The following is a 24,729-nucleotide window of genomic DNA, read 5'->3' on the forward strand; positions in this document are numbered from 1 at the left end:
GCGGCCGCCGAGTGCCGGCCGCCGAGCGAGAGGGGATCGGGATGCCCACCGGGAGGCCCGCCGGAAGACCGGACGGGAACGTGCTGATCGTGGGGGCGGGCCCGACGGGCCTCCTGCTGGCCGGCGACCTGGCCGCGGCCGGGATCGCGTGCACGGTGCTGGAGCGCCGCGAGGAGCAGGCGAGCAACCTGACCCGGGCGTTCGCCGTGCACGCCCGCACCCTGGAGATGCTGGACGCCCGCGGCGTCGCGGAGGAGCTGATCGGGACGGGCCGGCGGGTCGCGACCCTGCGGCTGCTCGGCGCGACCGGCCTCGACCTGTCGCGTCTGCCGGGGCGCTTCCCGTACGTCCTGGTCACACCGCAGTACGAGACGGAGCGCGTCCTCACGGAACGGGCGCTGGCCGCCGGCGCGGAGATCGTGTACGGGGCCGAGGCCACCGGGCTCCGCCAGGACGCGGCCGGCGTCGACGTCGACGTCCGTACCGCGGACGGGACGACGCGGACCCGGCGTGCCTCGTACGTCGTCGGCGCCGACGGGGTCCGCAGCACCGTGCGGCGGGCGCTCGGGCTCCCGTTTCCCGGCCGGGCGGTGGTGCGGTCGGTGATGCTCGCGGACGTCCGGCTGGACGAGGCGCCCGCCGGCGTCCTGACCGTCGGCGCGACCGGGGACGCGTTCGCGTTCCTCGCCCCGTTCGGCGACGGCTGGTACCGGGTGATCGCGTGGAACCGCCGGCACCAGGCACCCGACTCCGAGCCCGTCGACATGGACGAACTGCGGGAGGTGGCGCGCCGCGCGCTCGGCACCGACCTCGGCCCGCGCGACCCGCGCTGGACGTCGCGGTTCCACAGCGACGAGCGGCAGGTCCCGAGGTACCGGGTGGGCCGGGTGTTCCTCGCCGGGGACGCCGCGCACGTCCACTCCCCGGCGGGCGGGCAGGGCATGAACACCGGGATCCAGGACGCGGCGAACCTCGGGTGGAAGCTCGCGGCCGAACTGCGGGGCCGGGCGCCGTCATGGCTGCTCGACAGCTACCACGAGGAGCGGTACCCGGTCGGCCGGCAGGTCCTGCGGGGCAGCGGCCTGCTGCTGCGGTTCGCGCTGGCCGAGCCGTGGTGGCTGCGGACGGCGCGCGGCGCGGCGGCGTGGGCGGCGACCCACGCCCGGCCCGTCGCCCGGCGGATGGCCGGCGCGGTCTCCGGCATCGACATCGCCTACCCGGCTCCGCGCGGGTCCCACCGCCTCGCCGGCAGGCGGGCCCCGGACGTCCCGCTGGCGGGCGAACCGGGACGGCTCTACGGGCTGCTCGGCGATGGGCGGTTCGTCCTGGTCGTCGCGGCGAACGACCCGGCCGTCACCTACCTGGCGACCCGGCGGTGGGCCGGGCGCGTGCACTGCGTGACGGCGGGCGGCGCGACCCGGACGACGGCGCTGGTCCGCCCGGACGGGTACGTCGCGTGGGCGACCGACGAGACCGCGCCGGACCGGCGGGCCGCGGCGATCAGGGACGCGCTGGACCACTGGTGCGGGCGGCCCGCCGACCACCCCGCCCACGACCCGCGCCCGGCCGAGAGCGTCCCCGGGGACGACCTGCCCCAGGACGGGAGGACCCGGTGACCGGGGGAGCCCTCGGCGTGGCCGGGAAGCTGATCGCCTCGCACCTGGTGAGCGGGGAGATGACGCCGGGCGGCGAGATCGGGATCCGCGTCGACCAGACCCTCACCCAGGACGCGACCGGCACGCTCGTGATGCTGGAACTGGAAGCCCTCGACCTGGACCGGGTACGTACGGACGTGTCGGTGCAGTACGTCGACCACAACCTCCTTCAGGCCGACGAGCGCAACATGGCCGACCACATCTTCCTGCGGTCCGCGAGCCGCCGCTACGGGCTCTGGTTCTCCAAGGCCGGCAACGGCGTGTCCCACCCGACGCACATGCAGCGGTTCGGCGTGCCCGGGGCGACGTTGGCCGGCTCCGACTCCCACACGTGCGCGGCGGGCTCGCTCGGCATGCTCGCGATCGGCGTCGGCGGGCTGGAGACCGCGATGGCGATGGCCGGCGAGCCGCTGCACGTCACGATGCCGGAGATCTGGGGCGTCCGGCTGACCGGCCGGCTCGCGCCGTGGCTGAGCGCCAAGGACGTCATCCTGGAGATGCTGCGGCGGCACGGGGTCCGCGGCGGCGTCAACCGGATCATCGAGTACCACGGGCCGGGCCTCGCCTCGCTGACCGCGATGGACCGGCACGTCATCGCCAACATGGGCGCCGAGCTCGGCGCCACGACGACGGTGTTCCCGTCCGACGAGCGGGTCCTGGAGTTCCTGCGCGCGGAGGGCCGCGAGGACGACTTCACCGAGATCGTCGCCGACCCGGGCGCCTCCTACGACGTCACCGAGGAGATCGACCTGGCGGAACTGGAGCCGCTGATCGCCCGGCCCGGCTCGCCCGGCGACGTGGTGCCGGTGCGCGAGGTCGCGGGCGAGGAGGTCCACCAGGTCGTCGTCGGGTCGTCGGCGAACCCCGGGCTGCGCGACTTCGCGTCCGTGGCGGCGATCGTGAGGGGGAGCCAGGTGCATCCGCGGGTCTCGCTGGACGTCAACCCGACGTCCCGGCAGATCCTCGTAGACCTCACCCGGATGGGCGCGACGGCCGACCTCCTCCAGGCGGGCGCCCGCATCCACCAGGCCGGCTGCCTCGGCTGCATCGGGATGGGGCAGGCGCCCGCGATCGGCCGCAACAGCCTCCGGACGTTCCCGCGCAACTTCCCCGGGCGGTCCGGCACCGAGGACGACCTCGTCTGGCTGTGCTCGCCCGAGACCGCGGCCGCCGCGGCGCTCACCGGCCGCATCACCGACCCCCGCGACCTGGACATGGACCCGCCCGCCGTCCGGCTCCCGGCGCGGTCCAGCGTCGACCGCGCGATGCTCGACGGCCCGCCGCCCGAGGACGAGGCCCGCCGCGCCGCCCTGGAGAAGGCGCCCAGCATCGGCGTGCTGCCCGACCTCGACCCGCTTCCCGACATCGTCGAGGTCCCCGTCGTCATCAAGGTCGGGGACGACGTGTCGACCGACGAGATCCTGATGGCGGGCGCGCGGGCGCTGCCGTACCGCAGCGACATCGCCAGGCTCGCGGACTTCGCGTTCGTCCGGATCGACGAGGGCTACCCCGGGCGGGCCCGGGAGGCCGGGCCGCACGCCGTGGTCGGCGGCCGCAACTACGGGCAGGGCTCGTCACGCGAGCACGCCGCGATCGCGCCCCGTCATCTCGGGCTCCGGCTCGTCCTGGCGCGCGGGTACGCGCGGATCCACTGGCAGAACCTCGTCAACTTCGGGATCCTGCCGCTGGAGTTCGCCGACGGCTCCGACCACGACCGGATCGGCCAGGGCGACGTGCTGCGCGTCGAGGGCGTCCGGCGCGCGCTGGAGGCCGGAACGGAGATCGAGGTCCGCAACCTCACCAGGGGTGAGACGTACCGGGCGCGGCACCGGCTGTCCGCACGGCAGCGGGACCTGGTCGCCGCCGGCGGCCAGATCCCGCTGCACCGCGCACGCGCGGCCGGTCAGTAGCGCCGCTCCTCCCTGCCGTAGCCGAGTTCCTCGGCCACGTCGGCGACGTTCTCGTACTCGCGCCTCGGCAGCCCGCGCAGCCGCTCGATCAGCTCGCCGGACGCGTCGGCCTCGGCCGCGTGCCGGACCAGCTCGTTCTGGCGGGCCGGGTAGCGGACGCCGGTGAGCATCCGCGCGAGCGCGCTGCGGGACTCGACGTCCTGCGCGCTCATGCCGGGCGGGGACCCCTCCCGCGCGTCGGCGGCGGCCGTGTCCGGGTCCGCGGGCGGATCGTCGGAGAAGGGCTCGGTCTCCTTGAACTCCTCGGCGTGCGTGGGATGCCCGCCGCTGACCATGCCCCGGGTCTCGCGGTCGATCTCCTCGTCCAGTTTCGCGCCGTGCTTGTCGCTCTTGTCTGGCATCGTGCGTCCTCCCTGCGCGCGTACCCGTCGATCGTTCCCGGGCGGGCGTGCCCAAACATGCGGGCGATCTCGCGGCGGGGGCGCGGTACGGTGTGGCGCATGCTGCCGGAGGAGGGCGTGAACGCCGTCAGGGTCGTGGTCGCGCTGCTCGTCCGGGGCGACTACGAGGAACTCGAGACGCTGACCGAGGGACGCCGGCTCAGCGCGTCCGACATGGCCGCCGCGCTCGCCGGGCACGACCTGCTCAGCCCGCCGGAGGAGGCCTTCGGCGAGCTGGAGGTGACCGGCGCCGAGCAGGTCTCCGCCGGCGGGCGCGCCTTCCACGTGGCCTTCCCGCTGTGGACGGCGCGGGACGGCCGCTCCGCGCTGACGCTGCGCCTCACCGTCACCGAGATCATGGCCGGCGTGTGGGCCGCGGACCTGGACGGCATCGGCCCCTGACCCCGGCCCGCGGTGGCCGGTCAGGACTGCGGGATGCGCATCAGCCGCAGCACGCGCCGCACCAGCGAGTTCGGCCCGGCCCCGGCCGGCGGGTCCTGCTCGGCGTCCTCTTCCGGCTCGGCGGGCGCGGGGGCGGGCCGCGCCGGCGCCTCGGCCAGCTCGTAGGTGACCGGCAGGGACCGCAGGCCGCGCATGATCGGCGACGACCGCCACGGGAGCTGGTCCTCGGGCAGCGCGAGCCGCAGCGTGGCGAACCGGTCGAACAGCCGCTCCACCGCGATGGTGATGATCGTGGTGGCGAGGTCGCGGCCGAGGCAGGCGTGCGGCCCGGCGCCCCACGCCAGGTGCGCGCGCGAGCTGTAGATCGAGTCGGGCGTGGTGGACGCGGTGAACGCCGGGTCCAGGTGCGCGGCGGCGGGCGACACCATCACCGGGTCGCCGGCCGCGATCTGGAACCGGCCGAGGCGCACGTCCGTCCTGGCCCAGCGGAACGCCATGTTCGCCATCGGCGGGTTGGCGGCCGCCGCGCGGTTGATCGCCTCCTGGAGCAGGCCGGCCGACAGGCTGTCGCGGGCGCCGGTGTCGCCGATGAGCACCTCGGTGATGGTGTTGCAGATCAGCGTCCCGGTCACGTCGCCGACGAGGCCGGTCATCATGGCCATCTCGGCGGTCAGCTCGTCGGCGGTCAGGTCCGGCACGGCGGCCAGCATGGCGGACGGCAGGTCGTCGCCGGGGGCCGCGATCCGCGCCGCGCACAGGTCCGCGACCCGGGCGGTCAGCCGCTCGGACGCCTCCTGCGCGCCCGGGCCGGCGTCCATCACCCGCCACAGGTCGATGATCAGCTCGTCGCCGCTGTCCGCCCCGGAGCCGAGCAGCCGCCCGATGACCATCAGCGGCAGGGGCCGCGCGTACTGCGCCGACAGGTCCGCCCAGCCGGACGGGCCGCCGTTCTCCGAGAGCACCGTGATCAGCTCGTCGGCGTACCGCCGGACGGCCTGCTCCAGCGCCTTCGCCTCGGGCCGCGTCCGGTCCTGGAACGGCCGCAGGCCCTCGCTCCAGGCGCCGCGCAGCCGGGTGGACTCGGCGCCGTCGCGGAACCCGCAGTTGTCCGACTCGACGACCGGCAGCATCGGCCAGTCCGCCGGTACCGCGCCGTCCCGGTAGGCGCGCCAGGAGCCGACCCGCCTGCTCCAGACGCCGCGCGTGTCGCGCAGGATGTCGAGCGTCTGCGCGTACCCGATGACGAGCCAGGCCGGGACGCCGAGGACGTCCACCGGCGCGACGGGCCCGTACTCCGCGCGGAGCCGCTCGAAGAACACCGCGGGCCGGGCCTCGTAGTCGCGGTTCAGCAGCGGCTGGACGGCCAGCGACTCCAGCGGCGGGTGGGCGGGGAGGGGCTCTGCGTGGGGTGTCTGCGGATCCACGTGCACAGACCCTAGGAGAGATCATTCGTCTGCGGCCGGTTTATGCTGGAATCTCCCACGATGATCTTGTGGGGGTGCACGAGTCCGCGGTCCACGCGGGGTATGTGACGCTAGGTGTGCCCGAACGAGAGCTGGAGGTCCGCATGGCCGACTCGGCAGGAGAGCCCGACGAGGGCGAGGACGACGTGAAGCGCAGGTTCCGGGAGGCCCTGGAGCGCAAGCGCGGAGCGGCGGGCAAGAACACCGGTGGCGGCGGCAGGAGCGGCTCGAAGGTGCGCGGTACGCACGACCGGGCCGATCACCAGCGCCAGTTCCGCCGCAAGAGCGGCTGACGGGGCCGGAGCGCCCCCGACCCCGCTGTGACCGACGACCCCCGCGTGGAAGGCGCGGGGGTCAGCCCTTGTACAGCAGTTTGGAGTAGTTCGCCTCGGTGTAGTGCTGTTCGAGCTGGTCCAGCGACTCCTCGGTGTACTGGACGTCCTTGACGATGCGGGCGTGCGGCGGCAGGGCCCCCGGCTCCCACGACTCCGGCTTCCACAGCTTCGAGCGCATCAGCGCCTTCGCGCAGTGGAAGAAGATCTGCTCGATCTCCACGACCAGCGCGAGCGCGGGCCGGTGCCCCTTGACGACCATCGCGTCGAAGAACGGCGCGTCCCGGACGAGCGTGGCCCGCCCGTTGATCCGCAGCGTCTCCCCGCGCCCCGGGATGAGGAAGATCAGCCCGACGTGCGGGTTGCCGAGCACGTTGAGGAATCCGTCGGCGCGGCGGTTGCCCGGACGGTCCGGGATCGCGATCGTCGTGTCGTCGATGACGTGGACGAAGCCGGGTGGGTCGCCCTTGGGGGAGACGTCGCAGTTGCCGTCGGCGTCGCTGGTGGAGATCAGGCAGAACGGGGAGTTGGCGAGCCACTCCCGGTCCCAGTCGTGCAGCGCGACGCGCTCCTTGTCGACCGCGCGCCGCATCGGCACGCCGAGAAGCTCGCGCAGCTCCTGCGCGGACGTGATCGCTGTGAACTCGGGGGCGACCGTCATCGCGCCCCTCCTTCCACCCGGGGGAACCGACGATCATCGTAACTCGGGCGTCCTCCGGCGCCCTGCCCGCGGTGCGTCAGCGCCGGACGGCGTAGCTGCGGACCCCGGCCGCCTCGTGGGCCTCCAGCACGCCCTGGTCCGTGAGGACGTCCAGGTGCGCGTCGATCTCCAGGACGGCCAGCATCCGGCTGAACGCGTCCAGGTCGTCGAGGCTGCGCCGGCGGCGCGTCCACGGCATGGCGGCCGCCACCTCGAACGCGGTGCCGCGGCCGGCGCGGACCTGCGCCGCCGCGATCTCCAGCCGCTCGGCGTGGTGCTCCAGCAACTGGTCGACCCGGGTGTGCACGCTCGGCGTCACGGGACCGTGCGCCGGCAGCAGCAGCGTGTCGGGCATCCCGCGGACCAGCCGCAGGGACTCCAGGTAGCTGCGCAGCGGCTTCGGCTCGGGCTCGGTCTCCAGCCCGATGGACGGCGTGATGTGGGGCAGGATGTGGTCGCCCGCGAACAGCAGCCCGGCGCCGGCGTCCCGCAGGACGATGTGCCCGCGCGTGTGCCCCGGCGTCGCGAAGACGTCCAGGCCCCGCTCGGCCAGGGTGAGCCGCTGGCCGTCGTCCAGCCACGCGTCCGGCATCGTGTGCGGGACGTCGCGTTCGGACCGGTCCACCGGCTTGCCCGCGATCTCGTCGGCGAGCTCGTGCGCGCCGCACCGGCGGAGCAGCTCGACCTGCCGGGGGTGCAGCCCGAGCCGCCGGTCGAACGCCTCGATCGACGGCTGCTCGCCGCGCCCGATCCGCACCCGCGTCCCGAAGGACTCCCGCAGGGCGAGGGCCTGCGAGTAGTGGTCCCAGTGGGCGTGGGTGACGAGGAACTGCGCGACGTCGTCCAGCCGGTGGCCGAGCGTGGCGAGGGCGCGTTCGAGCGCGGCGCGCGAGTCGGGCATGGCCCAGCCCGAGTCCACGACGACGAGGCCCTCGGGGTCCTCGATGACGTACACGTTGACGGCGTGCAGCGACGGGATCGGCAGCTCCAGGGGGACCCGGTGCACCCCCGGGGCCACCTGGTGAGCGCCCGGTTCGGTCCAGTCAGTCGGCTGCTCCACGACCGGTGCCGTCACCGCAGGCCCCCTCCGAAATCGAATCACGTTCGAAAACGAAGGTACTTCATCCCGTCCGACCGCCTGACCGGCGGGTGCCGAGGTCAGCCGTGGCGTGCGTCACGGTCGGCGACCCGCCGGGCGTCGGCGGCGGCCTCGCGCGCCTCCCGCGCCGCCTCCTCGGCGCGGGCCCGGTTCTGCTCGGCGCGCCCGGCCCGCCGGGACGCGGCGTCCCGCTCGGCGATCGCCCGGTCCAGCTCGTGCCGGAGCCGGCCCACCTCCGCGGACGCCTCCTCGACCTCGCGCCGGGCGGCGTCGGCGCGCTCCGCCCGCTCGGCCAGCTTCCGCTCGGCCTGCTCGGCGCGCTTGCGCAGCGTCTCGGCCCGCTTCGCCCGCGCCGCGCTCGTCCGGGTGACGTTCGACCTCGCCCGCTCGGGCTCCTTCTTCTCCCTGGGGCGCCGGGCGGGCTTCTCCTCGGGCCTCTCCTCGGGCTTCGGCTCGGGACGCTCCCGCTTCTCCGCCGGCGCCATCGGGAACCCGGCCGGGACGAAGCCGGTGTGGCTGCGCGGCTGCGGGAGACGTCCGGCGCGCACCTCCTCGGCGACGCCGGCGTCCACCGTCGCGGCCTGGAGGGTGTCCTCCACCTCGCGGACCGCCTGCTCCCGCAGCGGGCCGCCCGCCTCGGCCGCGAGGTCCGCGGCGCGGCGCACCAGCGCCCGCACCAGCCCGGCCCGGCGCTGCTCCAGGTCTCCGACGCCGCGGCCGGAGGACCAGGCCGCGCGCATCTCCTCGCCGACGTCCAGCAGGTCGTCGAGCTCCCCGGGCGCCGAGCGCGCCAGGAGGTTCACCGCCCAGGCCGACAGCGTCGGCCGCCGCAGCCCCCCGATCCGCTTCGCGAGCGCCGCGTCGCCGTCCGCCTTCGCCTCCTGGGCCAGGCGCTTCCGCCTTTCCACGAACTCGGCGGGCGGGACGCCGTAGAGCTCGCCGGTCGCGCTGGAGAAGTCCACGCCTGGTCTCTACCCGCCCGGCGTCCCGGTGATCTCGGACGCGATGATAGGGCGATACGTCCCCGCGGAGCATTGGCGGAACGTTCCCGGCATGTGACCATCCGCTCATGGACACCTCGTTGAAGGCCTTCCTGGAAGGCGGTCCCGCGGACCTGCCGCACCGGATCGTCGGGATCACCCCGCCCGGCGCCGAGCTGAGGCTCCCCTTCCGCGGCGGATACGAGCACTTCAGGGCGACGTCCCGGCACCGGGACACCCCGGAGGGCAGGCTCCCGGTGTTCCGCTGGTCCGGGCGCACGAGCGCCCCCGGCTCCCTCTAGCGGGTGTCGAGGAACCGGTCCAGCACGCGGGTGCCGAAGGCCAGCCCGTCCAGCGGCACCCGCTCGTCCACACCGTGGAACATCCCGAAGTAGTCGAGCTCCGGCCCGAGCAGCAGCGGCGCGAACCCGAAGCTCGTGATGCCGATCCGGTGGAACGACTTGGCGTCGGTGCCGCCCGCCATCACGTACGGGACGGGACGGGCGAGCGGGTCCTCGGCGCGGAGCGACCCGGCGAGCGCGGCGAACGTCGCGCCCGCCGGGTCGGCCGCCGGGGCCTCCTCGTAGTTGATGAACTCGCGGGTGACCTTCGGGCCGAGCAGCCGGTCGATCGTGGCAAGGAACTCCTCGCCCGTGCTGGGCAGGTAGCGGCCGTCGACCTGCGCGGTCGCCGTGCCGGGCACGACGTTGACCTTGTAGCCGGCGTCCAGGCGGGTCGGGTTCGCCGAGTTGCGGATCGTCCCGGCGAACAGCTGCCCGGCACGGCCGAGCCGCGCGGCCTCGGCGTCGAGGCGGTCGTGGTCGATGGTGGTGCCGAGTGCGTCCGCGAGCCCGTCCAGCAGCGCCCGCACGCCCGGCGTCAGCCGGACGGGCCACTCGTACGCGGCCAGCCGCGACACGGCGTGCGCGAGCTCCGCGACCGCGTTGTCGGGTGCCGGCTTGGAGCCGTGCCCGGCGGTGCCGCGCGCGGTCAGCTTCATCCAGGTGGTGCCGCGCTCGCCGGTCGCGATCGGGTAGACGCGCGTGCCGCCCGCGTCCACGCTGAACCCGCCGGACTCGCTGATCGCCTCCGCGCAGCCCTCGAAGAGCTCCCGGTGCTCGCGCGCCACGTACCGGGAACCGTGGTCGCCGGTGCACTCCTCGTCGGCCAGGAACGCCAGGACCAGGTCGCCGCGGGTGCGCCGGCCCTCCCGCATCCGCCGCCGGACGGCCGCGAGCGTCATCGCGAGGCTGCCCTTCATGTCGACGGCGCCGCGCCCCCACACGCACCCGTCGCGGACCTCGCCGGAGAACGGCGGGACGGTCCAGTCCGCCGGGTCGGCGGGCACCACGTCCAGGTGCCCGTGGATCAGGAACGCGGGATGGGACGGGTCGGTCCCGGCGACGCGGGCGAGCACGCTCGCGCGGCCCGGCGCCGACTCGACGATCTCGGCCGCCACGCCGGCCTCGTCCAGCAGCGCGGCGACGTGCTCGGCGGCCGGCCGTTCCGGTTGCGCCACGCCCTCCCCGCGGTTCGTGGTGTCGAACCGGATCAGGTCGGCGCAGATCGCCGCCGCCTCCGCCCCCGCCCGGTCGGTCCCCGCCCGGTCCGCCGCCGCCCCGTCCGGCATCTCGCGCAACTCCACCCCATCAGCCCCTTCCGCAACGAACCTTCATTTTGCTCCCGCGCTGACCTGTGTCAATGAATGATCAAAAACGTCTCGATCCGGTTTCGACTCCGTCAGCGGCGTACCCAAACCGTCAACGTGAGGACGACGCTGCCAGCAATCTAGGTGGCGGCGGGCGGCCAAGCGCCCGCGCGACGAAGCAACGGGGCCGAGGAGGAGCATGACCAGCCTGAGGGGTGCCGGAAGGGGCGTCCGCGTGAAGGTGGCGGGGCTCGCCGCGGTGGCGCTGGCCGCGTCGCTCGGCCTGTCGGCCTGCGGCGGCGACGACGCCGGTGCGGGCGACGGCGCCTTCACCGTGGGCCACAGCGAGCCCGATCACCTGGTGCCGGCCAACACCACGAGCAGCTACTCCTTCGACGTGATCACCGAGCTGTTCGACAACCTGGTGACGCTCACCGAGGACGGCAAGGCCGTCCCGCTGGCCGCGGAGTCGGTCACCTCGGACGACCAGAAGGTGTGGACGATCAAGGTCAGGCCGGGGCAGAAGTTCCACAACGGCGAGCCGGTGACCGCGCAGAGCTTCGCGGACGCGTGGAACAACGCCGCATACGGGCCGAACGCGATGGGCGCCAACGACTACTTCTCGTACATCAAGGGGTACGAGGAGATGAACCCCGAGGACGAGGACGCCAAGCCGGAGGCGGACAAGCTGTCCGGGCTCGAGGTCGTCGACCAGAACACGCTCAAGGTCACGCTGAACGACCCGTTCAACCAGTTCCCGCAGCTGCTCACCTATCCGGCGTACGCGCCGATGCCGAAGGCGGGGCTCAAGGACCTCAAGGGGTTCGACGACCAGCCGATCGGCAACGGCCCGTACAAGATCGAGGGCAAGTGGGAACGCAACAAGCAGATCAAGCTGGTCGCGTTCGAGGGCTACACCGGGCCACGCAAGCCTAAGAACAAGGGCGTGACCTGGAAGAGCTATTCCAGCGCGGACACCGCCTACACCGACCTCCGGGCCGGCCGGATCGACGTCCTCCAGACCATCCCGGCCGGGAAGGTGCCCGAGGCCAAGCGGCTGCTGGGCGACCGGTTCCTGCCGCGCAAGATGGGCACCATCGACTACCTCGGCTTCCCGCTGTTCGACAAGCGCTTCGCCAACGCCGACCTGCGCAGGGCGTTCTCCATGGCCATCGACCGCGAGGGCATCAACAAGGCGGTCTACAACGGCGACTACATCCCCGCCGACTCCCTGCTCCCGCCGATCATCTCCGGGTACCGCCAGGGCGCCTGCGGCGAGCTGTGCACCTACAACCCGGCCAAGGCCAAGGAGCTGTACGAAAAGTCGGGCGGCTTCGAGGGGACGCTGGAGCTGTACTTCTCCAATGCGCAGCCGACGTACGCGCAGTGGATGAGGATCGTCGCGAACTCTCTGCGAGACAACCTCGGCATCCAGAAGATCGAGTTCCGGCAGGTCCCCGCCTCCGACTACTTCTCCATGCTGAGGGCGCGCGAGGAAAAGGGCCCGTACCGGCAGAACTGGGAGGCCGACTACCCGAGCGCGCAGAACTACCTGGAGAACATGTGGCGCTCGGACGCCAACCGCATGGGCTGGGAGAACGAGGAGTTCGACGAGCTCATCGCCAAGGGCAACCGGACGTCCGACCAGCAGGAGGCCCTGAAGTTCTACCACCAGGCCGAGGACATCGCCATCCGTGAGATGCCGATGATCCCGCTGTGGACATGGGTGGGCCAGGGCGGCCGGTCGGAGAAGGTGGACAATGTCAAGATCACCCCGTACGCGACGGGGCTGGTCGCCACCGAAGTGACGGTGAAGTAGCCGGCGATGTGGCGCTACGTCCTCCGGCGGCTCCTGCAGGCGGTCCCGGTCTTCATCGGCACCACGCTGTTCATCTACGCGATGGTGTTCGCGCTGCCGGGCGATCCGATCCAGGCGCTCGCCGGGGACAAGCCGGTTCCGGAGAACGTCCTGCAGACGCTCCGGGACCGGTACAACCTGAACGACCCGCTGCTGGTGCAGTACGCGAAGTACATGTGGGGCCTCGTCCAGGGCGACCTGGGCGAGAACTACACCGGCCAGAGCGTGTCGGAGATGCTCAGCGGGCGCTGGGCGGTGACCGCGCAGCTCGCGGTCACCGCCTGGCTCTTCGAACTGGGCATAGGGATCATGCTCGGTGTGTGGGCGGGCCTGCGGCGCGGCAGGTTCGCCGACACCCTCGTCCTCGGCGGGACGACCCTGGTGATCGCGGTCCCGGTGTTCGTGCTCGGCTACCTCGCGCAGATCCTGTTCGGCCTGCACTGGAAGATCTTCCCGACGGCCGGGACGGACGACGGGTGGCCGATGAGCTACCTGCTGCCCGGCCTCGTCCTGGGCTCGCTCGGCCTGTCGTACGTGGCGCGGCTGACCCGGACGAGCCTCGCGGAGAATCTGCGGGCCGACTACGTCCGCACCGCCAACGCCAAGGGGCTGTCCCGGGCCCGGGTCGTCGGGCGGCACGCCCTGCGCAACTCCCTGATCCCGGTGGTGACCTATCTGGGCGTCGACTTCGGCAACCTGATGGGCGGCGCGATCGTGACCGAGGGCATCTTCAACCTGCCCGGCATCGGGCAGCAGGTGTTCACCTCGATCCAGCTCAAGGAGGGCCCCGTGGTGGTCGGCGCGGTCACAGTGCTCGTGCTGATCTTCTTGCTGGTCAACCTGATCGTGGACCTGCTGTACGGGGTGCTGGACCCGCGGATCAGGTACGAGTGAGGAGAACATGACGATCAAGGAGCCGGACGCCGGGCCGCCGGGCGCCGAGCCCGCGCCCGCCGCGGGCGCGGGGGCCCCGGGCACCGGCGCCGCGGCCGTCGCGGTCGCGGGCGGCGAGATCGGCAGGGCCTCGCTGTGGGACGACGCCTGGCGCGACCTGCGGCGCCGCTGGATCTTCTGGGGCTCGATGGTGATCCTCGCCGTGGTGGCGGCGATGGCCGCGTTGCCACGGCTGTTCACGGCCACCGAGGCCAACAAGGGATGCGACCCGAACATGGCCAAGCTCGGCCCGTCCGGCGACCACTGGTTCGGCACCGACCTCGCGGGCTGCGACTACTACGCGCACGTCGTGCACGGCGCCCGCCCGACCCTGCTGATCGGCGTCGCGGTCACGCTGTTCGCGCTGCTGATCGCGCTCGTGTTCGGATTGCTCGCGGGTTACTACGGCGGCGCCGTCGACGCACTGATCGCCCGGCTCACCGACGTGTTCTTCGGGCTGCCGTTCGTGCTGGGCGGCACGGTCATCCTCGTCGCCTTCCCCGGGCACGGCGTCGGCGCGATGACGCTGGTGCTGGTGCTGCTCGGCTGGACGACCATGATCCGCATCATGCGCGGCCAGGTCATCTCCGTCCGCGACGCCGACTACGTGCAGGCGGCGCGGCTGCTCGGCGCGTCCGACCGGCGGATCATGACGCGGCACATCCTGCCGAACGCGATCGCCCCGGTGATCGTGATCGCCACCCTCAACGTCGGCCATGTGATCGTGGGCGAGGCGACGCTGGACTTCCTCGGCGTCGGCCTGCAGTACCCGGAGGTCTCCTGGGGCCTGCAGCTCAACCAGGCGAAGGACTCCTTCATCGACCATCCGCACCTGCTGATCTTCCCCGCGGCGTTCCTGTCGGCCACGGTGCTGAGCTTCCTGATGCTCGGCGACGCCGTCCGCGACGCCCTCGACCCGAAGCTGCGGTGATCGGAGACATGAGCACGGAACTGAAGGACGACCCGGTACCGGCGCCCCGGCCGGGGGCGCCGCTGCTGGAGGTCGACGACCTGCACGTGCGGTTCCGCGTGCGCGACCAGGACGTCCACGCCGTGAACGGCCTGTCGTACACGCTCGCCGAAGGGGAGACGCTCGCGATCCTCGGCGAGTCGGGGTCGGGCAAGAGCGTCGCGGCGCAGGCCGTGATGGGCATCCTCGACGTCCCGCCCGCCCGGATCGAGCGCGGGTCGGTGAAGCTGCGCGGCGAGGAACTGCTCGGCCTGCCCGAGAAGCGCCGCCGCGCCTACCGCGGCGACCGCATCTCGATGATCTTCCAGGACGCGCTGACCGCGCTGAACCCCGTCTTCACGGTCGGCGACCAGCTCCGCGAGATGTACCGGGTGCACCGCGGGCTCGGCCGCCGCGCGGCCCGGGACAAGGCCGTCGAGCTGATGGAGCGGGTCCGGATCCCGTCCGCCGCCGAGCGGCTCGGCGACTACCCGCACCAGTTCTCCGGCGGCATGCGCCAGCGCATCATGATCGCGATGGCGCTGGCCCTGGACCCGGACGTGCTGATCGCCGACGAGCCGACCACCGCGCTCGACGTGACCGTGCAGGCGCAGATCATGCGGCTGCTCGCCACGCTCCAGGACGAGCTGCGCATGGGCATGGTGCTGATCACCCACGACCTCGGCGTGGTCGCCGGCGTCGCGGACCGGATCGTCGTCATGTACGCCGGGTCGGTCGCCGAGCAGGCGCCCGCCCGCGAGCTGTACGCGCGGCCCGCCCACCCCTACACCCGGGGGCTGCTGGCCTCGGTGCCGCGGCTCGACCGGCGGGACGCGGCGCTCGTGCCGATCAAGGGCTCGCCGCCGAACCCGGCCGCGCTCCCGCCCGGCTGCCCGTTCCAGCCGCGCTGCCCCCGCGCCGAGGCGGTCTGCGCCGCCGAGGCGCCGCCGCTCGTGACGGTCGCGCCCGGGCACGACGCCGCCTGCCACTTCGCCGCGGAGGTGCACGGTGCCGGAGCAGAGTGAGCAGCCGATCCTCCAGGTGGAGGGGCTCGTCAAGCACTACCCGGTGACTCGCGGCATCGTGCTCAAGCGGGCGGTCGGGCACGTCAAGGCCGTGGACGGCGTCGACCTGGAGCTGCGCCGCGGCGAGACCCTCGGCGTCGTCGGGGAGTCCGGCTGCGGCAAGTCGACGCTGGCGAAACTGCTGCTCGCCGCCGAGCGCCCGACGGCCGGGACGGTCCGCTTCGAGGGTCGCGACGTCTTCGCGCTTCCGAGGCCCGAGCTGCGGGCGCTGCGCCGCCGCATCCAGATGGTGATGCAGGACCCGTACTCGTCCCTCAACCCGCGCATGACGGTCGGCGACATCGTCGGCGAGCCGTTCGCGATCCACCCGGAGGCCGCGCCGAAGGGCGAGCGGCGCCGGCGCGTCCAGGAACTGCTGGAGCTGGTCGGCCTCGACCCCGGCCACGTCAACCGGTACCCGCACCAGTTCTCCGGCGGGCAGCGGCAGCGCGTCGGGATCGCCCGCGCCCTGGCGCTGCGGCCCGACGTCATCGTGTGCGACGAGCCGGTGTCGGCCCTGGACGTCTCGGTCCAGGCGCAGGTGATGAACCTCCTCGCCGAGCTGCAGCGCGAGCTCGGCCTGGCCTACGTGTTCATCGCGCACGACCTCGCCGCCGTCCGCCACATCTCCGACCGGATCGCCGTCATGTACCTGGGCAGGGTCGTCGAGACCGGCGACGAGGAGCAGATCTACGAGCACCCGACCCACCCGTACACGCAGGCGCTGCTGTCGGCGGTGCCGGTGCCCGACCCGGACGCGGCCGTCTGGACGGACCAGATCCGGCTGGAGGGGGAGCCGCCGTCGCCGATGGACCCGCCGTCCGGCTGCCGGTTCCGGACCCGGTGCTGGAAGGCGCGGGACGTCTGCGCGGAGGAGGAGCCCGCGCTCCGGGCGCGGGACGGTTCCGCCCATCCCAGCGCGTGCCATTTCGCGGCGGAGGTCACGCTGACGGAACGGACGTGAGGTACGGCGGGCCGCGCGTCGCGCGGTCCGTAGGGTGGAGGCCATGGCACGCAAGGGCAGGCACGGACCCCGGGCGCGAACCTACGAGATCGACGGCGGGGAGGCCGAGCTCCTGCGGGACGCCGACCGCGACGGCGGCTGGATGCTCCTCGTCGACGGCGTGCCGCAGTCGTACGTGAACCTGGCCGACCCGACCTACCTCGACTTCGAGTACATGCGGCTGATGGGCGACGTGGTCGACTCCCTCGGGCCGGACGGCGAGGCGTTCGACGCGGTCCACATCGGCGGCGCGGGATGCACGCTGCCCCGCTACATCGCCGCGACGCGGCCCGGCTCCAGGCAGATCGTGCTGGAGCCGGACGCGGAGTTGGTGCAGCTCGTCCGGGAGCAGCTGCCGGTCAAGGGCGTCCCCGGCCTGCGGATCCGCGTCACCGACGGGCGCACCGGGGTCGCGGCGCTCGCGGACGAGGCCGACGACCTCGTGGTGATGGACGCGTTCGCCGGGGCGTCGATGCCGCCGGAGCTCGCGACCCGCGAGTTCGTCCTGGACGCGGCGCGGGTGCTGCGTCCAGCCGGCGTCTACCTGGCCAACGTCGCAGACGGCTTCCGGCTGCCGTTCGCCCGGCGGGTGACCGCGACGGTCCGCTCGGTGTTCCGGCACACGCTGCTGATGGGCGATCCCGGCGTGCTGCGGGGCCGCCGCTTCGGCAACCTGATCGTCGCCGCGTCGCGCGAGCCGCTCCCGGTGGCGGAGCTGACCCGCCGCGCGGCGGGCGGCATCGTCCGGGCGCGGCTGCTGGAGGGCGGCGACCTCGCCGCCTTCTGCGCGGGCGCCGCGCCGCTGCGCGACGGCGAGGAGATCGTCACGCCCGTCCCGCCGCCGCAGGTCTTCGGGAGGCCCTGACCCGCGGCGGCGCCACGTTGAGATGGAGGAAACGATGATTCTCGTCACCGGAGCGAGCGGCACGCTCGGCACGCCGGTCACCCGGCTGCTCGCCGAGGCGGGCGCGGACGTGCACGGGCTGAGCCGCCGCGCGCGGGAACCCGAGGCAGGCGTGACCTGGCACAAGGGCGACCTGTGGAAGGGCGAGGGCATCGACGCCGCGCTCGAGGGCGTGGAGACGATCGTGCACTGCGCCAGCGACCCGTTCCACACCAAACGGGACCTGGCGGCCACGCGCAGGCTGGTCGAGGCCGCGCGCAGGCAGGGCGCGCCGCACCTGATCTACATCTCGATCGTCGGCGTCGACAAGATCCCCTACAGCTACTACCGGACCAAGCACGCGGTGGAGAGGCTCGTCGAGGACTCCGGCCTGCCGTACACGATCCTGCGCACCACCCAGTTCCACACGCTCCCGGACATGGTCTTCACCGTTCTCACCAAGATCCCCGGGGTGGTGGCGCTGCCCAGGAACCTGCGCGACCAGCCGATCGACGTCGGAGAGGTCGCCGAGCGCCTCACCGAACTCGCGCTGGCCGCCGGTCCCGCGAGGCGGGTGGATGACATGGGTGGCCCGGAGGTGCTCACCGCCGAGGAGATGATGCGGGACTACCTGGCGGCTCGCGGCCTGCGCAAGCCCGTGCGGCTGCCGCTGCCGCTGCCGGGGAAGGCCGCGCGCGGATTCCGGGAAGGCCTCCATCTGACTCCGGACCGGGCGGTGGGGAAGCGGACCTGGAGGCAGTTCCTGGACGAGACCCGCACGCATCGGTAACGGGCGGATTCCCCTCCCGTATCGGCCTCATCCGGCCGCGCCATGTCCCATAATCGAGCGATGGAGTCGTCCACCCGAATTCTCATTCTCGGCATGGACTCGTCGGGGAGAATTCTTCAGTTCGACCGCAATGCCGCCGCCGTGCTGCGCCCGGATCCGGACGACCTGCTGGGTGCGCACCTGGACGAGGTCATCCCCGGCGCCCGGGAGCCGCTGCTGGAGGCGCTGAAGGCCAGGCGGGAGCGCACCGCCATGCTCGCCGTGGAGAACCCCGCGGGCGGGTCGCTCGACGCGGTCGTAACGGTCCACCCGATGAACGGCGGCGCGCCCGACGTCGTCGCGCTCGCCGTCGTCCGGGTGCCGGTGCCGCTCGCGGACCGTTTCGTCGACCCGGCGGTCATCCGGCGGGCACTGCTGGACGACGCGCTGCCGCGGATCGGCTCGACGCTCGACCTGGAAATGCTGGCCCGCGGCCTGATGGACGTCCTCGTCCCGCATTTCTGCAATTCCGGCGCGCTGATGCTCCTGGAGAGCCATATCGACGCCGACGAGCCGCCGGAGGGCCCGGACGGCCCGCAGCTGCGCCGGATGGCGATCGGGTTCGACGACGAGGATCCGGCCTGGGACGCGACCTTCCCGACGGGGGAGTCCCTCGTCTACCCGGAGGGCACCCCGCACGTGCTGTGCCTGCAGTCGGGCGAGCCGGTGCTGCGCGCCCTCGGCGGCGAGGGCGCGGCCAGGCTCGCCGCCGCGTGGCGGCGGCCTCCCGTCGCCGAGCTGCTCAAGGGCGCCTCGATGCTGCTGCTGCCGATCGCGTCGGCGGCGGGTGTCCTCGGCTTCTTCGTGTGCACGCGCAACGCCGCGCACCGGCCGTTCGACGCCTACGACGTCGAGATCGGGATGGAGTTCGCCAACCGGGCGTCCATCTTCATCGAGAGCGCCCGGCAGTACTCGCGGGAGCGCGCGACGGCGCTGACCCTGCAGCGCAGCCTGCTCCCGACCGGGCTGTCGGCTCCGTCGCCGGTCGAGGTGCACCACCGGTACCTGCCAGGTAGCCGCCTCATCGAGGTCGGCGGCGACTGGTACGAGTCGATCGCGCTGCCCGGCGGCCGGGTCGCCCTCGTGGTCGGGGACGTGGCCGGGCACGGCGTGAAGGCCGCCGTCACCATGGGCCGGCTCCGCACCGCGATCCACACCCTCGCCGGCCTGGAGCTGCCGCCCGCCGAGGCGCTGGAGCGGCTCGACTGGCTGATGGAGACGCTCGGCGAGCGCGAACCGCACTTCGCCACCTGCGCCTACGTCGTCTACGACGCGGTCAGCGGCCGGTGCGAGGTCGCCAGCGCCGGGCACCTGCCGCCGCTGCTCGTCCCGCCCGGCGCCGACTCGGAGTACCTGCCGGTGCCGCCCGCGCCGCCGCTCGGCGTCGGGGGCGAGGGCCCGATCGTCAGCCGCGAGTTCACCGTCGAGGACGGCACGCTGCTGTTCCTCTACACCGACGGCCTGGTGGAGAACCGGGCCCGCGACATCGACGACGGGCTCGCCCGGCTGCAGGCGACCTTCGGCCCGGGCGCCGCGGCGCGGCCACTGGAGGACCTGTGCCAGGCGGCGCTCGACGGCGTCTACGACGACCAGCACCGCGACGACATCGCGATGCTCGTGGCGCGGCTGGCGCGCATCCCCGCCGACCGGCACGCCTCCTGGGAGCTGCCGGCCGAGCCCGCCGCCGTCCGCCGCGCCCGCGGCCTGATCCGCGACCGGCTGGCCCGCTGGGGCCTGGAGGACATGGCCTACACGACCACGCTGCTGGCGTCCGAGCTGGTCACCAACGCGATCCGGCACGCGGGCGGCCGGATCGTGCTGCGGCTGGTGCGGGAGGGCGGGCTGGTCTGCGAGGTGTTCGACTCCTCGGACGGGCGGCCCCGCATCCGCCACCACGACGAGGAGGAGGACGACGCGAGCGAGTCGGGTCGCGGCCTGCACGTGGTGGGGCGGCTGGCGCAGCGCTGGGGCGTCCGCCGCACCAAGGGCGGCAAGGTGGTCTGGTGCGAGCAGGAACTGCCGTGACCGGTCCCTAGCGCAGCACCGAGATGTGCACGTGGTCGTAGTGGTTCTGGGTGATGCTGCCGCGGTCCTCCATCGGCCGCCAGCCGCCGCCGCGGACGTTCCAGATCCGCTGCTTCCAGATGACGTAGGAGATCCCGAGCCGGCGCGCGTTGGCCACGGCGTACGCGGCGACCTGGTCGCCGTGCCGCTGGGCGCCCGCGCTCGGCATCCGGCCGCCGGTGCTCTCCATGAAGTCGCAGGCGCGGCCGTCGCCGTGGTCCTGCGGGTCGCCGGTGGAGCGGTGGCAGCCGATCACCGGGAACGGGCCGAACATGCCGGCGATCTCCAGCAGGACGGTCCGCATCGTGGGGGTCATCATGTTGCCGGTGATGGGCGTGCGGTCGCCGGACGCCCCGTCCGGACGCCCCGTGACCTGCGGCCGGTTCTTCCGCTTCCCGGAGCCGGCCGGGGTCTTCGGCGTCGCCAGCGCCGCCACCCTCGTGCCGCGCGGAAGGATCCGCCGCAGCCGCTTCGCCAGCTTCGCGGTGTCGGCCTTCGGGGCGCTGACGACGAGGCCGTTCCCGTCCGGCATGCCGAGCGCGCGGGCCTGCCGGCGCGACACGACCGCGTCGATGTCGCCGATGCCCATCGACGCGTAGGCGCCGACGCGGACCCGCCCCGGGCTCGTGCTGCGGCCCGCGGTGACGACCGAGCCCAGCGGCAGCGCGTCCCGGCCGTGCTCGAACGAGACGGCCAGGCCGCCCAGGGCGATGGTCTGCCACAGCTGGTCGGACTCGGCGGTGGGCCCGGGGGCGAACGCCCGGAACCCCGACGGGTCGACGCCGAGCAGCCCCATGCGGCGCCCGCCGACCTGCGCCCGCGCGGCGTCCACGACCGTGACCCCGGCGACGCCGTCGAGCCGCCTCGCCCGCTCGACCGCCTGGGGCGGTAAGGAGGACGGGCCCGCCACGAGCAGGTGCGGCGTGTACCGGCGGGTGAGCGGCGCGACGGTGGGCGTCCGCGGCGCCTGGTCCACCGAGACGAGGTTTCCGGCCTTGGCCGGCCCGCCGTCCGCCCGGTCGTGCACGATGACGCCGACGTCGGCCGCCAGGGTGAGGACGATTCCCGCCGCGATGCCCGCGCAGAGCCCCCTGCCGCCTCGCATCCGTCGCCGACCCCCTCGCCGTCCTCCGCCGCATCGTAGGGGAGCGGGCGGCACGGTGTGGTGTCAGGCGGTGTGGTGTCAGGCGGTGTGGTGTCAGGCGGTGTGGTGTCAGGCGGCGCCGCGGGCCCCGTCGCGGCGGAGCACGATCATCGCGACGTCGTCCTCGCGGTGCCCGAACTCGGCGAGCACGCGGTCGCTGAACCGTTCGAGGTCGTCCTCCGCGCGGCCGGCGACGGCCCGCAGCCGCTCCAGGTTGTCGCCCAGCGGGATGCCGCGGTCCTCGATCAGCCCGTCGGTGAGCAGCATGACGATGCCGCCCGGCGGCACCACGGTCTCCTCGACCGCCACGTCCTCCACGGGGAACCCGAGCAGCACGCCGCCGCCCGAGCCGTAGCGGGCCCGGCCGCCCGAGATGTGCAGCGGCGGGATGTGCCCGGCGTTGGCGACCTGCGCGGCGCCCGTGCGGGGATCCAGCGTCAGCAGGCACATCGTCGCGGTCTGGTCGCCGTGGTAGCGCTCCATCACGTCGTTCAGCAGCCGCAGGATCGTGACGGCGTCGTGGCCTTCGGCGGCGAAGGCCCGCAGCGCGTGCCGGATCTCCGCCATCACCGTCGCGGCGAGCAGCGAGTGGCCCTGCACGTCCCCGATGGCCACCAGGACCCGGTCGCCGCGGTCGAGGACCTCGTAGAAGTCGCCGCCGACCTCCGCCTGGTCGCCGGCGGGCGCGTACCGGACGGCGAAGGCCCAGCCGGGCACCGGCGGGGTCGCCGCGGGGAGGAGGCTGCGCTGGATGGTGAGCGAGACCGTGTGCTCCTCGGTGTAGGACCTGAGCGCCTCCATCGCGAGGGCCAGGGTCTGGCCGAGCTGGCGGAGCAGTTCGGTGTCGCCCTTCTCCGGGACGCCGCGGGCGTCGATCACGATCGCGGCGGCCGGCCGGTCCGCCTTGAGCCGCGAGACCGCGATCACGGCGTCCCCCTCCACCACCGTGTCGGGCAGCAGCTCCCGCCACGCGTGCGCGGGCACCCGCCTGACCTCGGTCCCGGTGTCGTCCGCGAGCCCCGTCATGCCGACCAGCCGGGGCAGCAGGCCGGACGGATGGTCGCGGTACTCCGGCCCGCCGCCGCGCTCCACGGTCCGCACCGGTCTGCCCTCCAGCGGCTGGGTGAACACCGCGGCCGGCGTCCCGAAGATCGTGTGGGCGCCGTGGACCGCGACCGCGGCGAGCTCCTCGAAGGACCCGGCGGCGTTGATCCGCAGGGACGTGCGGGTGAAGGCCGCCAGCCGGGAGGCCATCCGCTCGGCCCGGTGCAGCGCCCGGTAGTAGCGCAGCACCGCCTCCACGGTCGCGAGGAACTCGCCGGGGTCGATCGGGTCGGTCATGTAGGCGTCGGCGCCCCGGCGCAGCCCGTGGACGCGGTCCGCGATGTCCACGGCGTGCGCCGAGATGTGGATCACGGGCAGCGACCCCGTCCGCGGTGCGGACTTGATCCGCTCGCAGACCTCGATGCCGCTCATGTCCGGCAGCCGCACGTCCAGCACCACCAGCTCGATCTCGTGCTCGGCGAGCCGCCGCCAGGTCTCCGCCGCGGACGCGGCCTCCACCACGACGTGCCCGGCGCGGCGCAGCCAGCTGCCGATGATGTACCGCTTGGTGTCGTTGTCGTCGACCACCAGCGTCGTGCACGCGGGCGAGCCGGTCATGCCGGCCCTCCGGCGTCGCGGGGGCGGGCGGTGCCATCGGCCAGGGCGGCGCGCACCGCGTCGGCGAGCGTCTCCGGGCCGATCCTGTCCTTGGCCAGCACCGCGCCCGCGCGGGCCAGCCGCGGGTCGTCCGAAACCGTCACGTCCGCCGAGGTGACCAGCACGACCGGCGGCTCCGGGGGGAGTTCGGCGAGGACGTCGACGCCGTCCACTCCGGGCATGCGCAGGTCCAGCAGGACGAGGCCGGGCGGATCGGCGGCGACGGCGGCGAGCGCGGCACGGCCGTCGGCGGCCTCGCTGACCCGTTCCGCGGCCTCCTCCACCAGGCCGCGCAGGAGCCGGCGGGTCGCGTCGTCGTCATCGGCGATCAGCACGTGGCCGAGGCCGAGCTCGGCCAGCGGCCGGTAGGGCGGCAGCCGCAGCGTCACCGTCGTGCCCTCGCCCTCGGTGCTCTCCAGGAGGAGCTCGCCGCCGAGCGCGGTGGCGAGGTGGCGGGCGTAGGGCAGGCCGAGCCCGGTTCCCCGCGCCGTGCCGCCCGGCGCCTGGTAGAACTCCTCGAAGACCCGCTCCTGCTCGTCGGGCGGGATGCCCACGCCGGTGTCGGTGACGACGAACTCGGTGTGCCGGGACGTCGCTCCGGCGGCGAGGCGGACCTCCCCTTCCGCCGTGAACTTCAGCCCGTTGCCCACCAGGTTCCGCAGGATGCGGGAGAGCATCTCCCGGTCGGTCACGATGACGGGGGGCGCGCGGGACACGTCCACGGAGAGCGTGAGCCCGGCCTGCTCGGCCATCGGGCCCATCAGCTCCGCCAGGTGCTTCAGCAGCGCCGGGACGTTCACCGGCGCGGGCCGCGGCTCCAGCCTGCCCTGCTCGGCCTTCGCCATGTCGAGCAGCTCGTCGACCAGCGTGAGCAGGGTGCCGCCGGTCTCCCCGATCAGGATGATCTGCTGGCGCTGCTCCGGGGTGACCGGTTCGGCGGCGGGGTCCAGGAGCAGCCGGGACAGGCCGATGATGCCGTTCACGGGGGTGCGCAGCTCGTGGCTGATGTTGGCCCAGAAGCGGTTCTTCACCTCGACCGCCCTCCGCAGCTGGTCGGACTTCTCCTCCAGCTCGGCGTGCAGCGCCACCACGCCGCTGTTGGTCTCCTCCAGCTCCTCGGAGATCTCGTTGTAGAGGGCCATCACGCCGTGGTTGGTCGCCTCCAGCTCGGCGTTGAGGTTCCGCAGCTCCTCCAGCGCGGCGAGGAGTTCGGCGTTCTGCGTCCTGAGCTCCTCAAGGGCGGTGGCGGGCCGGAGCCGGCGGAGCCGGACCCGCAGGGCGGCCACGTCCTCGTCGGCCATCGGAGCGGCGCCGGTGGGCAGGTCCTTGCGCAGCCGGATCCGGTCGCGGTCGCCGGTCCGGTCCTCCTCGACCAGGGTCATCAGGCGGGCCGCCGCGTTCAGCGACTCCGGCGGGCGGTCCGGCCGGGCCCGCCCGAGATCGAGTTCGATCACCAGGCCGGGCCGCCCGCCGTCGTCGAGGCGGAACGCGACGGACACCCTCCCGGCGGACGCGTACAGCTGCCGCCCGGCCTCGCTGAGCGCGGTGGCGACCCGGACCTGGTCCTGGTGGTCGAGGCCGACCGCGGCGGCGACGTGCCGGCCGGCCTGGCGGACGGCGAACACGCCGTGCTCGTCCACGATCTCCATGCGGAGCAGGTCGCCGGCCATGC

Annotated in this window: 22 protein-coding genes; 13 read left to right on the plus strand and 9 right to left on the minus strand. The window is 73.7% G+C overall.

Annotation, left to right across the window (positions count from 1 at the left end):
- Positions 1-41: 41 nt before the first annotated feature.
- Together K8Z49_RS02235 and K8Z49_RS02240 are read left to right on the plus strand one after the other, a co-directional pair.
- Positions 42-1,616 carry an FAD-dependent monooxygenase gene (locus tag K8Z49_RS02235; RefSeq protein WP_412517516.1) on the plus strand — a complete coding sequence of 525 codons (1,575 nt, stop codon included), beginning with the start codon at positions 42-44 and terminating at the stop codon, positions 1,614-1,616.
- On the plus strand, positions 1,613-3,565 hold the full coding sequence (locus K8Z49_RS02240; protein ID WP_021596411.1) for an aconitate hydratase: 1,953 nt from the start codon (positions 1,613-1,615) through the stop codon (positions 3,563-3,565). Before K8Z49_RS02235 ends, K8Z49_RS02240 begins: the two co-directional genes overlap by 4 nt.
- Here K8Z49_RS02240 and K8Z49_RS02245 read toward each other — a convergent pair.
- Positions 3,559-3,966, minus strand: coding sequence for a DUF2795 domain-containing protein (locus K8Z49_RS02245; RefSeq protein ID WP_021596410.1), 408 nt, complete (start codon positions 3,964-3,966; stop codon positions 3,559-3,561). The genes K8Z49_RS02240 and K8Z49_RS02245 overlap by 7 nt on opposite strands.
- A gap of 99 nt (positions 3,967-4,065) precedes the next feature.
- On the opposite strand from K8Z49_RS02245, the gene K8Z49_RS02250 reads away from it, so the two are divergent.
- Positions 4,066-4,407 carry a DUF7668 domain-containing protein gene (locus K8Z49_RS02250; protein ID WP_024935491.1) on the plus strand — a complete coding sequence of 114 codons (342 nt, stop codon included), beginning with the start codon at positions 4,066-4,068 and terminating at the stop codon, positions 4,405-4,407.
- Between the two features lie 20 nt (positions 4,408-4,427).
- Here the strand turns inward: K8Z49_RS02250 and K8Z49_RS02255 are convergent, their stop codons facing one another.
- Complete coding sequence (locus K8Z49_RS02255) at positions 4,428-5,831, minus strand: cytochrome P450 (RefSeq protein ID WP_412517517.1); 1,404 nt, start codon at positions 5,829-5,831, stop codon at positions 4,428-4,430.
- A gap of 74 nt (positions 5,832-5,905) precedes the next feature.
- Between K8Z49_RS02255 and K8Z49_RS02260 the strand changes: the two genes are divergently transcribed.
- The gene (locus K8Z49_RS02260) at positions 5,906-6,163 is read left to right on the plus strand and encodes a DUF5302 domain-containing protein (RefSeq protein ID WP_235206434.1); all 258 of its coding nucleotides are present in this window, start codon (positions 5,906-5,908) and stop codon (positions 6,161-6,163) included.
- 61 nt (positions 6,164-6,224) lie between these two features.
- On the opposite strand, the gene K8Z49_RS02265 is transcribed toward K8Z49_RS02260, so the two are convergent.
- The 3 genes from K8Z49_RS02265 to K8Z49_RS02275 all read right to left on the minus strand — a co-directional run bounded on the left by K8Z49_RS02265 (position 6,225) and on the right by K8Z49_RS02275 (position 8,963).
- Entirely contained in the window at positions 6,225-6,863 is a 639-nt protein-coding gene (locus K8Z49_RS02265; protein WP_021596406.1) for a pyridoxamine 5'-phosphate oxidase family protein, read from the minus strand.
- Positions 6,864-6,939: 76 nt separating this feature from the next.
- A complete protein-coding gene (locus K8Z49_RS02270) occupies positions 6,940-7,977 on the minus strand; it encodes an MBL fold metallo-hydrolase (protein WP_412517518.1) in 1,038 nt (345 codons plus the stop codon).
- 83 nt (positions 7,978-8,060) lie between these two features.
- The gene (locus tag K8Z49_RS02275) at positions 8,061-8,963 is read right to left on the minus strand and encodes a hypothetical protein (RefSeq protein WP_024935490.1); all 903 of its coding nucleotides are present in this window, start codon (positions 8,961-8,963) and stop codon (positions 8,061-8,063) included.
- 107 nt (positions 8,964-9,070) lie between these two features.
- On the opposite strand from K8Z49_RS02275, the gene K8Z49_RS02280 reads away from it, so the two are divergent.
- Positions 9,071-9,283 (plus strand): DUF5988 family protein, encoded by a 213-nt coding sequence (locus K8Z49_RS02280; RefSeq protein ID WP_021599636.1) that lies wholly within the window; start codon positions 9,071-9,073, stop codon positions 9,281-9,283.
- On the opposite strand, the gene K8Z49_RS02285 is transcribed toward K8Z49_RS02280, so the two are convergent.
- Complete coding sequence (locus K8Z49_RS02285) at positions 9,280-10,611, minus strand: M20/M25/M40 family metallo-hydrolase (RefSeq protein WP_412520973.1); 1,332 nt, start codon at positions 10,609-10,611, stop codon at positions 9,280-9,282. The two genes, K8Z49_RS02280 and K8Z49_RS02285, sit on opposite strands and share 4 nt — an antisense overlap.
- 217 nt (positions 10,612-10,828) lie before the next feature.
- Between K8Z49_RS02285 and K8Z49_RS02290 the strand changes: the two genes are divergently transcribed.
- The 8 genes from K8Z49_RS02290 to K8Z49_RS02325 are packed head-to-tail and all read left to right on the plus strand — an operon-like array spanning position 10,829 to position 20,173.
- A complete protein-coding gene (locus K8Z49_RS02290) occupies positions 10,829-12,448 on the plus strand; it encodes a peptide ABC transporter substrate-binding protein (protein WP_412517519.1) in 1,620 nt (539 codons plus the stop codon).
- Positions 12,449-12,454: 6 nt separating this feature from the next.
- Complete coding sequence (locus K8Z49_RS02295) at positions 12,455-13,381, plus strand: ABC transporter permease (protein WP_021599633.1); 927 nt, start codon at positions 12,455-12,457, stop codon at positions 13,379-13,381.
- 7 nt (positions 13,382-13,388) lie between these two features.
- On the plus strand, positions 13,389-14,351 hold the full coding sequence (locus K8Z49_RS02300; RefSeq protein ID WP_024935487.1) for an ABC transporter permease: 963 nt from the start codon (positions 13,389-13,391) through the stop codon (positions 14,349-14,351).
- 8 nt (positions 14,352-14,359) lie between these two features.
- Positions 14,360-15,394, plus strand: coding sequence for an ABC transporter ATP-binding protein (locus tag K8Z49_RS02305; protein WP_075024467.1), 1,035 nt, complete (start codon positions 14,360-14,362; stop codon positions 15,392-15,394).
- Positions 15,378-16,397 (plus strand): ABC transporter ATP-binding protein, encoded by a 1,020-nt coding sequence (locus K8Z49_RS02310; protein WP_021598378.1) that lies wholly within the window; start codon positions 15,378-15,380, stop codon positions 16,395-16,397. The genes K8Z49_RS02305 and K8Z49_RS02310 overlap by 17 nt, the downstream gene beginning before the upstream one ends.
- Positions 16,398-16,440: 43 nt before the next feature.
- Positions 16,441-17,301 carry a spermidine synthase gene (locus K8Z49_RS02315; protein WP_021598377.1) on the plus strand — a complete coding sequence of 287 codons (861 nt, stop codon included), beginning with the start codon at positions 16,441-16,443 and terminating at the stop codon, positions 17,299-17,301.
- Between the two features lie 34 nt (positions 17,302-17,335).
- Positions 17,336-18,109: an SDR family oxidoreductase gene (locus K8Z49_RS02320; RefSeq protein WP_412517520.1), complete on the plus strand. Its 774-nt coding sequence runs from the start codon at positions 17,336-17,338 to the stop codon at positions 18,107-18,109.
- Positions 18,110-18,169: 60 nt separating this feature from the next.
- The gene (locus K8Z49_RS02325) at positions 18,170-20,173 is read left to right on the plus strand and encodes an ATP-binding SpoIIE family protein phosphatase (protein WP_033332034.1); all 2,004 of its coding nucleotides are present in this window, start codon (positions 18,170-18,172) and stop codon (positions 20,171-20,173) included.
- A gap of 7 nt (positions 20,174-20,180) precedes the next feature.
- Here K8Z49_RS02325 and K8Z49_RS02330 read toward each other — a convergent pair whose 3' ends face one another.
- The 3 genes from K8Z49_RS02330 to K8Z49_RS02340 all read right to left on the minus strand — a co-directional run bounded on the left by K8Z49_RS02330 (position 20,181) and on the right by K8Z49_RS02340 (position 24,727).
- Positions 20,181-21,317 (minus strand): hypothetical protein, encoded by a 1,137-nt coding sequence (locus K8Z49_RS02330; protein ID WP_021598374.1) that lies wholly within the window; start codon positions 21,315-21,317, stop codon positions 20,181-20,183.
- Positions 21,318-21,425: 108 nt separating this feature from the next.
- Positions 21,426-23,018, minus strand: coding sequence for a fused response regulator/phosphatase (locus tag K8Z49_RS02335; RefSeq protein ID WP_021598373.1), 1,593 nt, complete (start codon positions 23,016-23,018; stop codon positions 21,426-21,428).
- Positions 23,015-24,727: an ATP-binding protein gene (locus K8Z49_RS02340; protein ID WP_412517521.1), complete on the minus strand. Its 1,713-nt coding sequence runs from the start codon at positions 24,725-24,727 to the stop codon at positions 23,015-23,017. Before K8Z49_RS02340 ends, K8Z49_RS02335 begins: the two co-directional genes overlap by 4 nt.
- Positions 24,728-24,729 lie beyond the last annotated feature (2 nt).

Origin of the sequence: Actinomadura madurae (assembly GCF_047130825.1) — a bacterium.
Taxonomy (GTDB): Bacteria; Actinomycetota; Actinomycetes; order Streptosporangiales; family Streptosporangiaceae; genus Spirillospora; species Spirillospora madurae.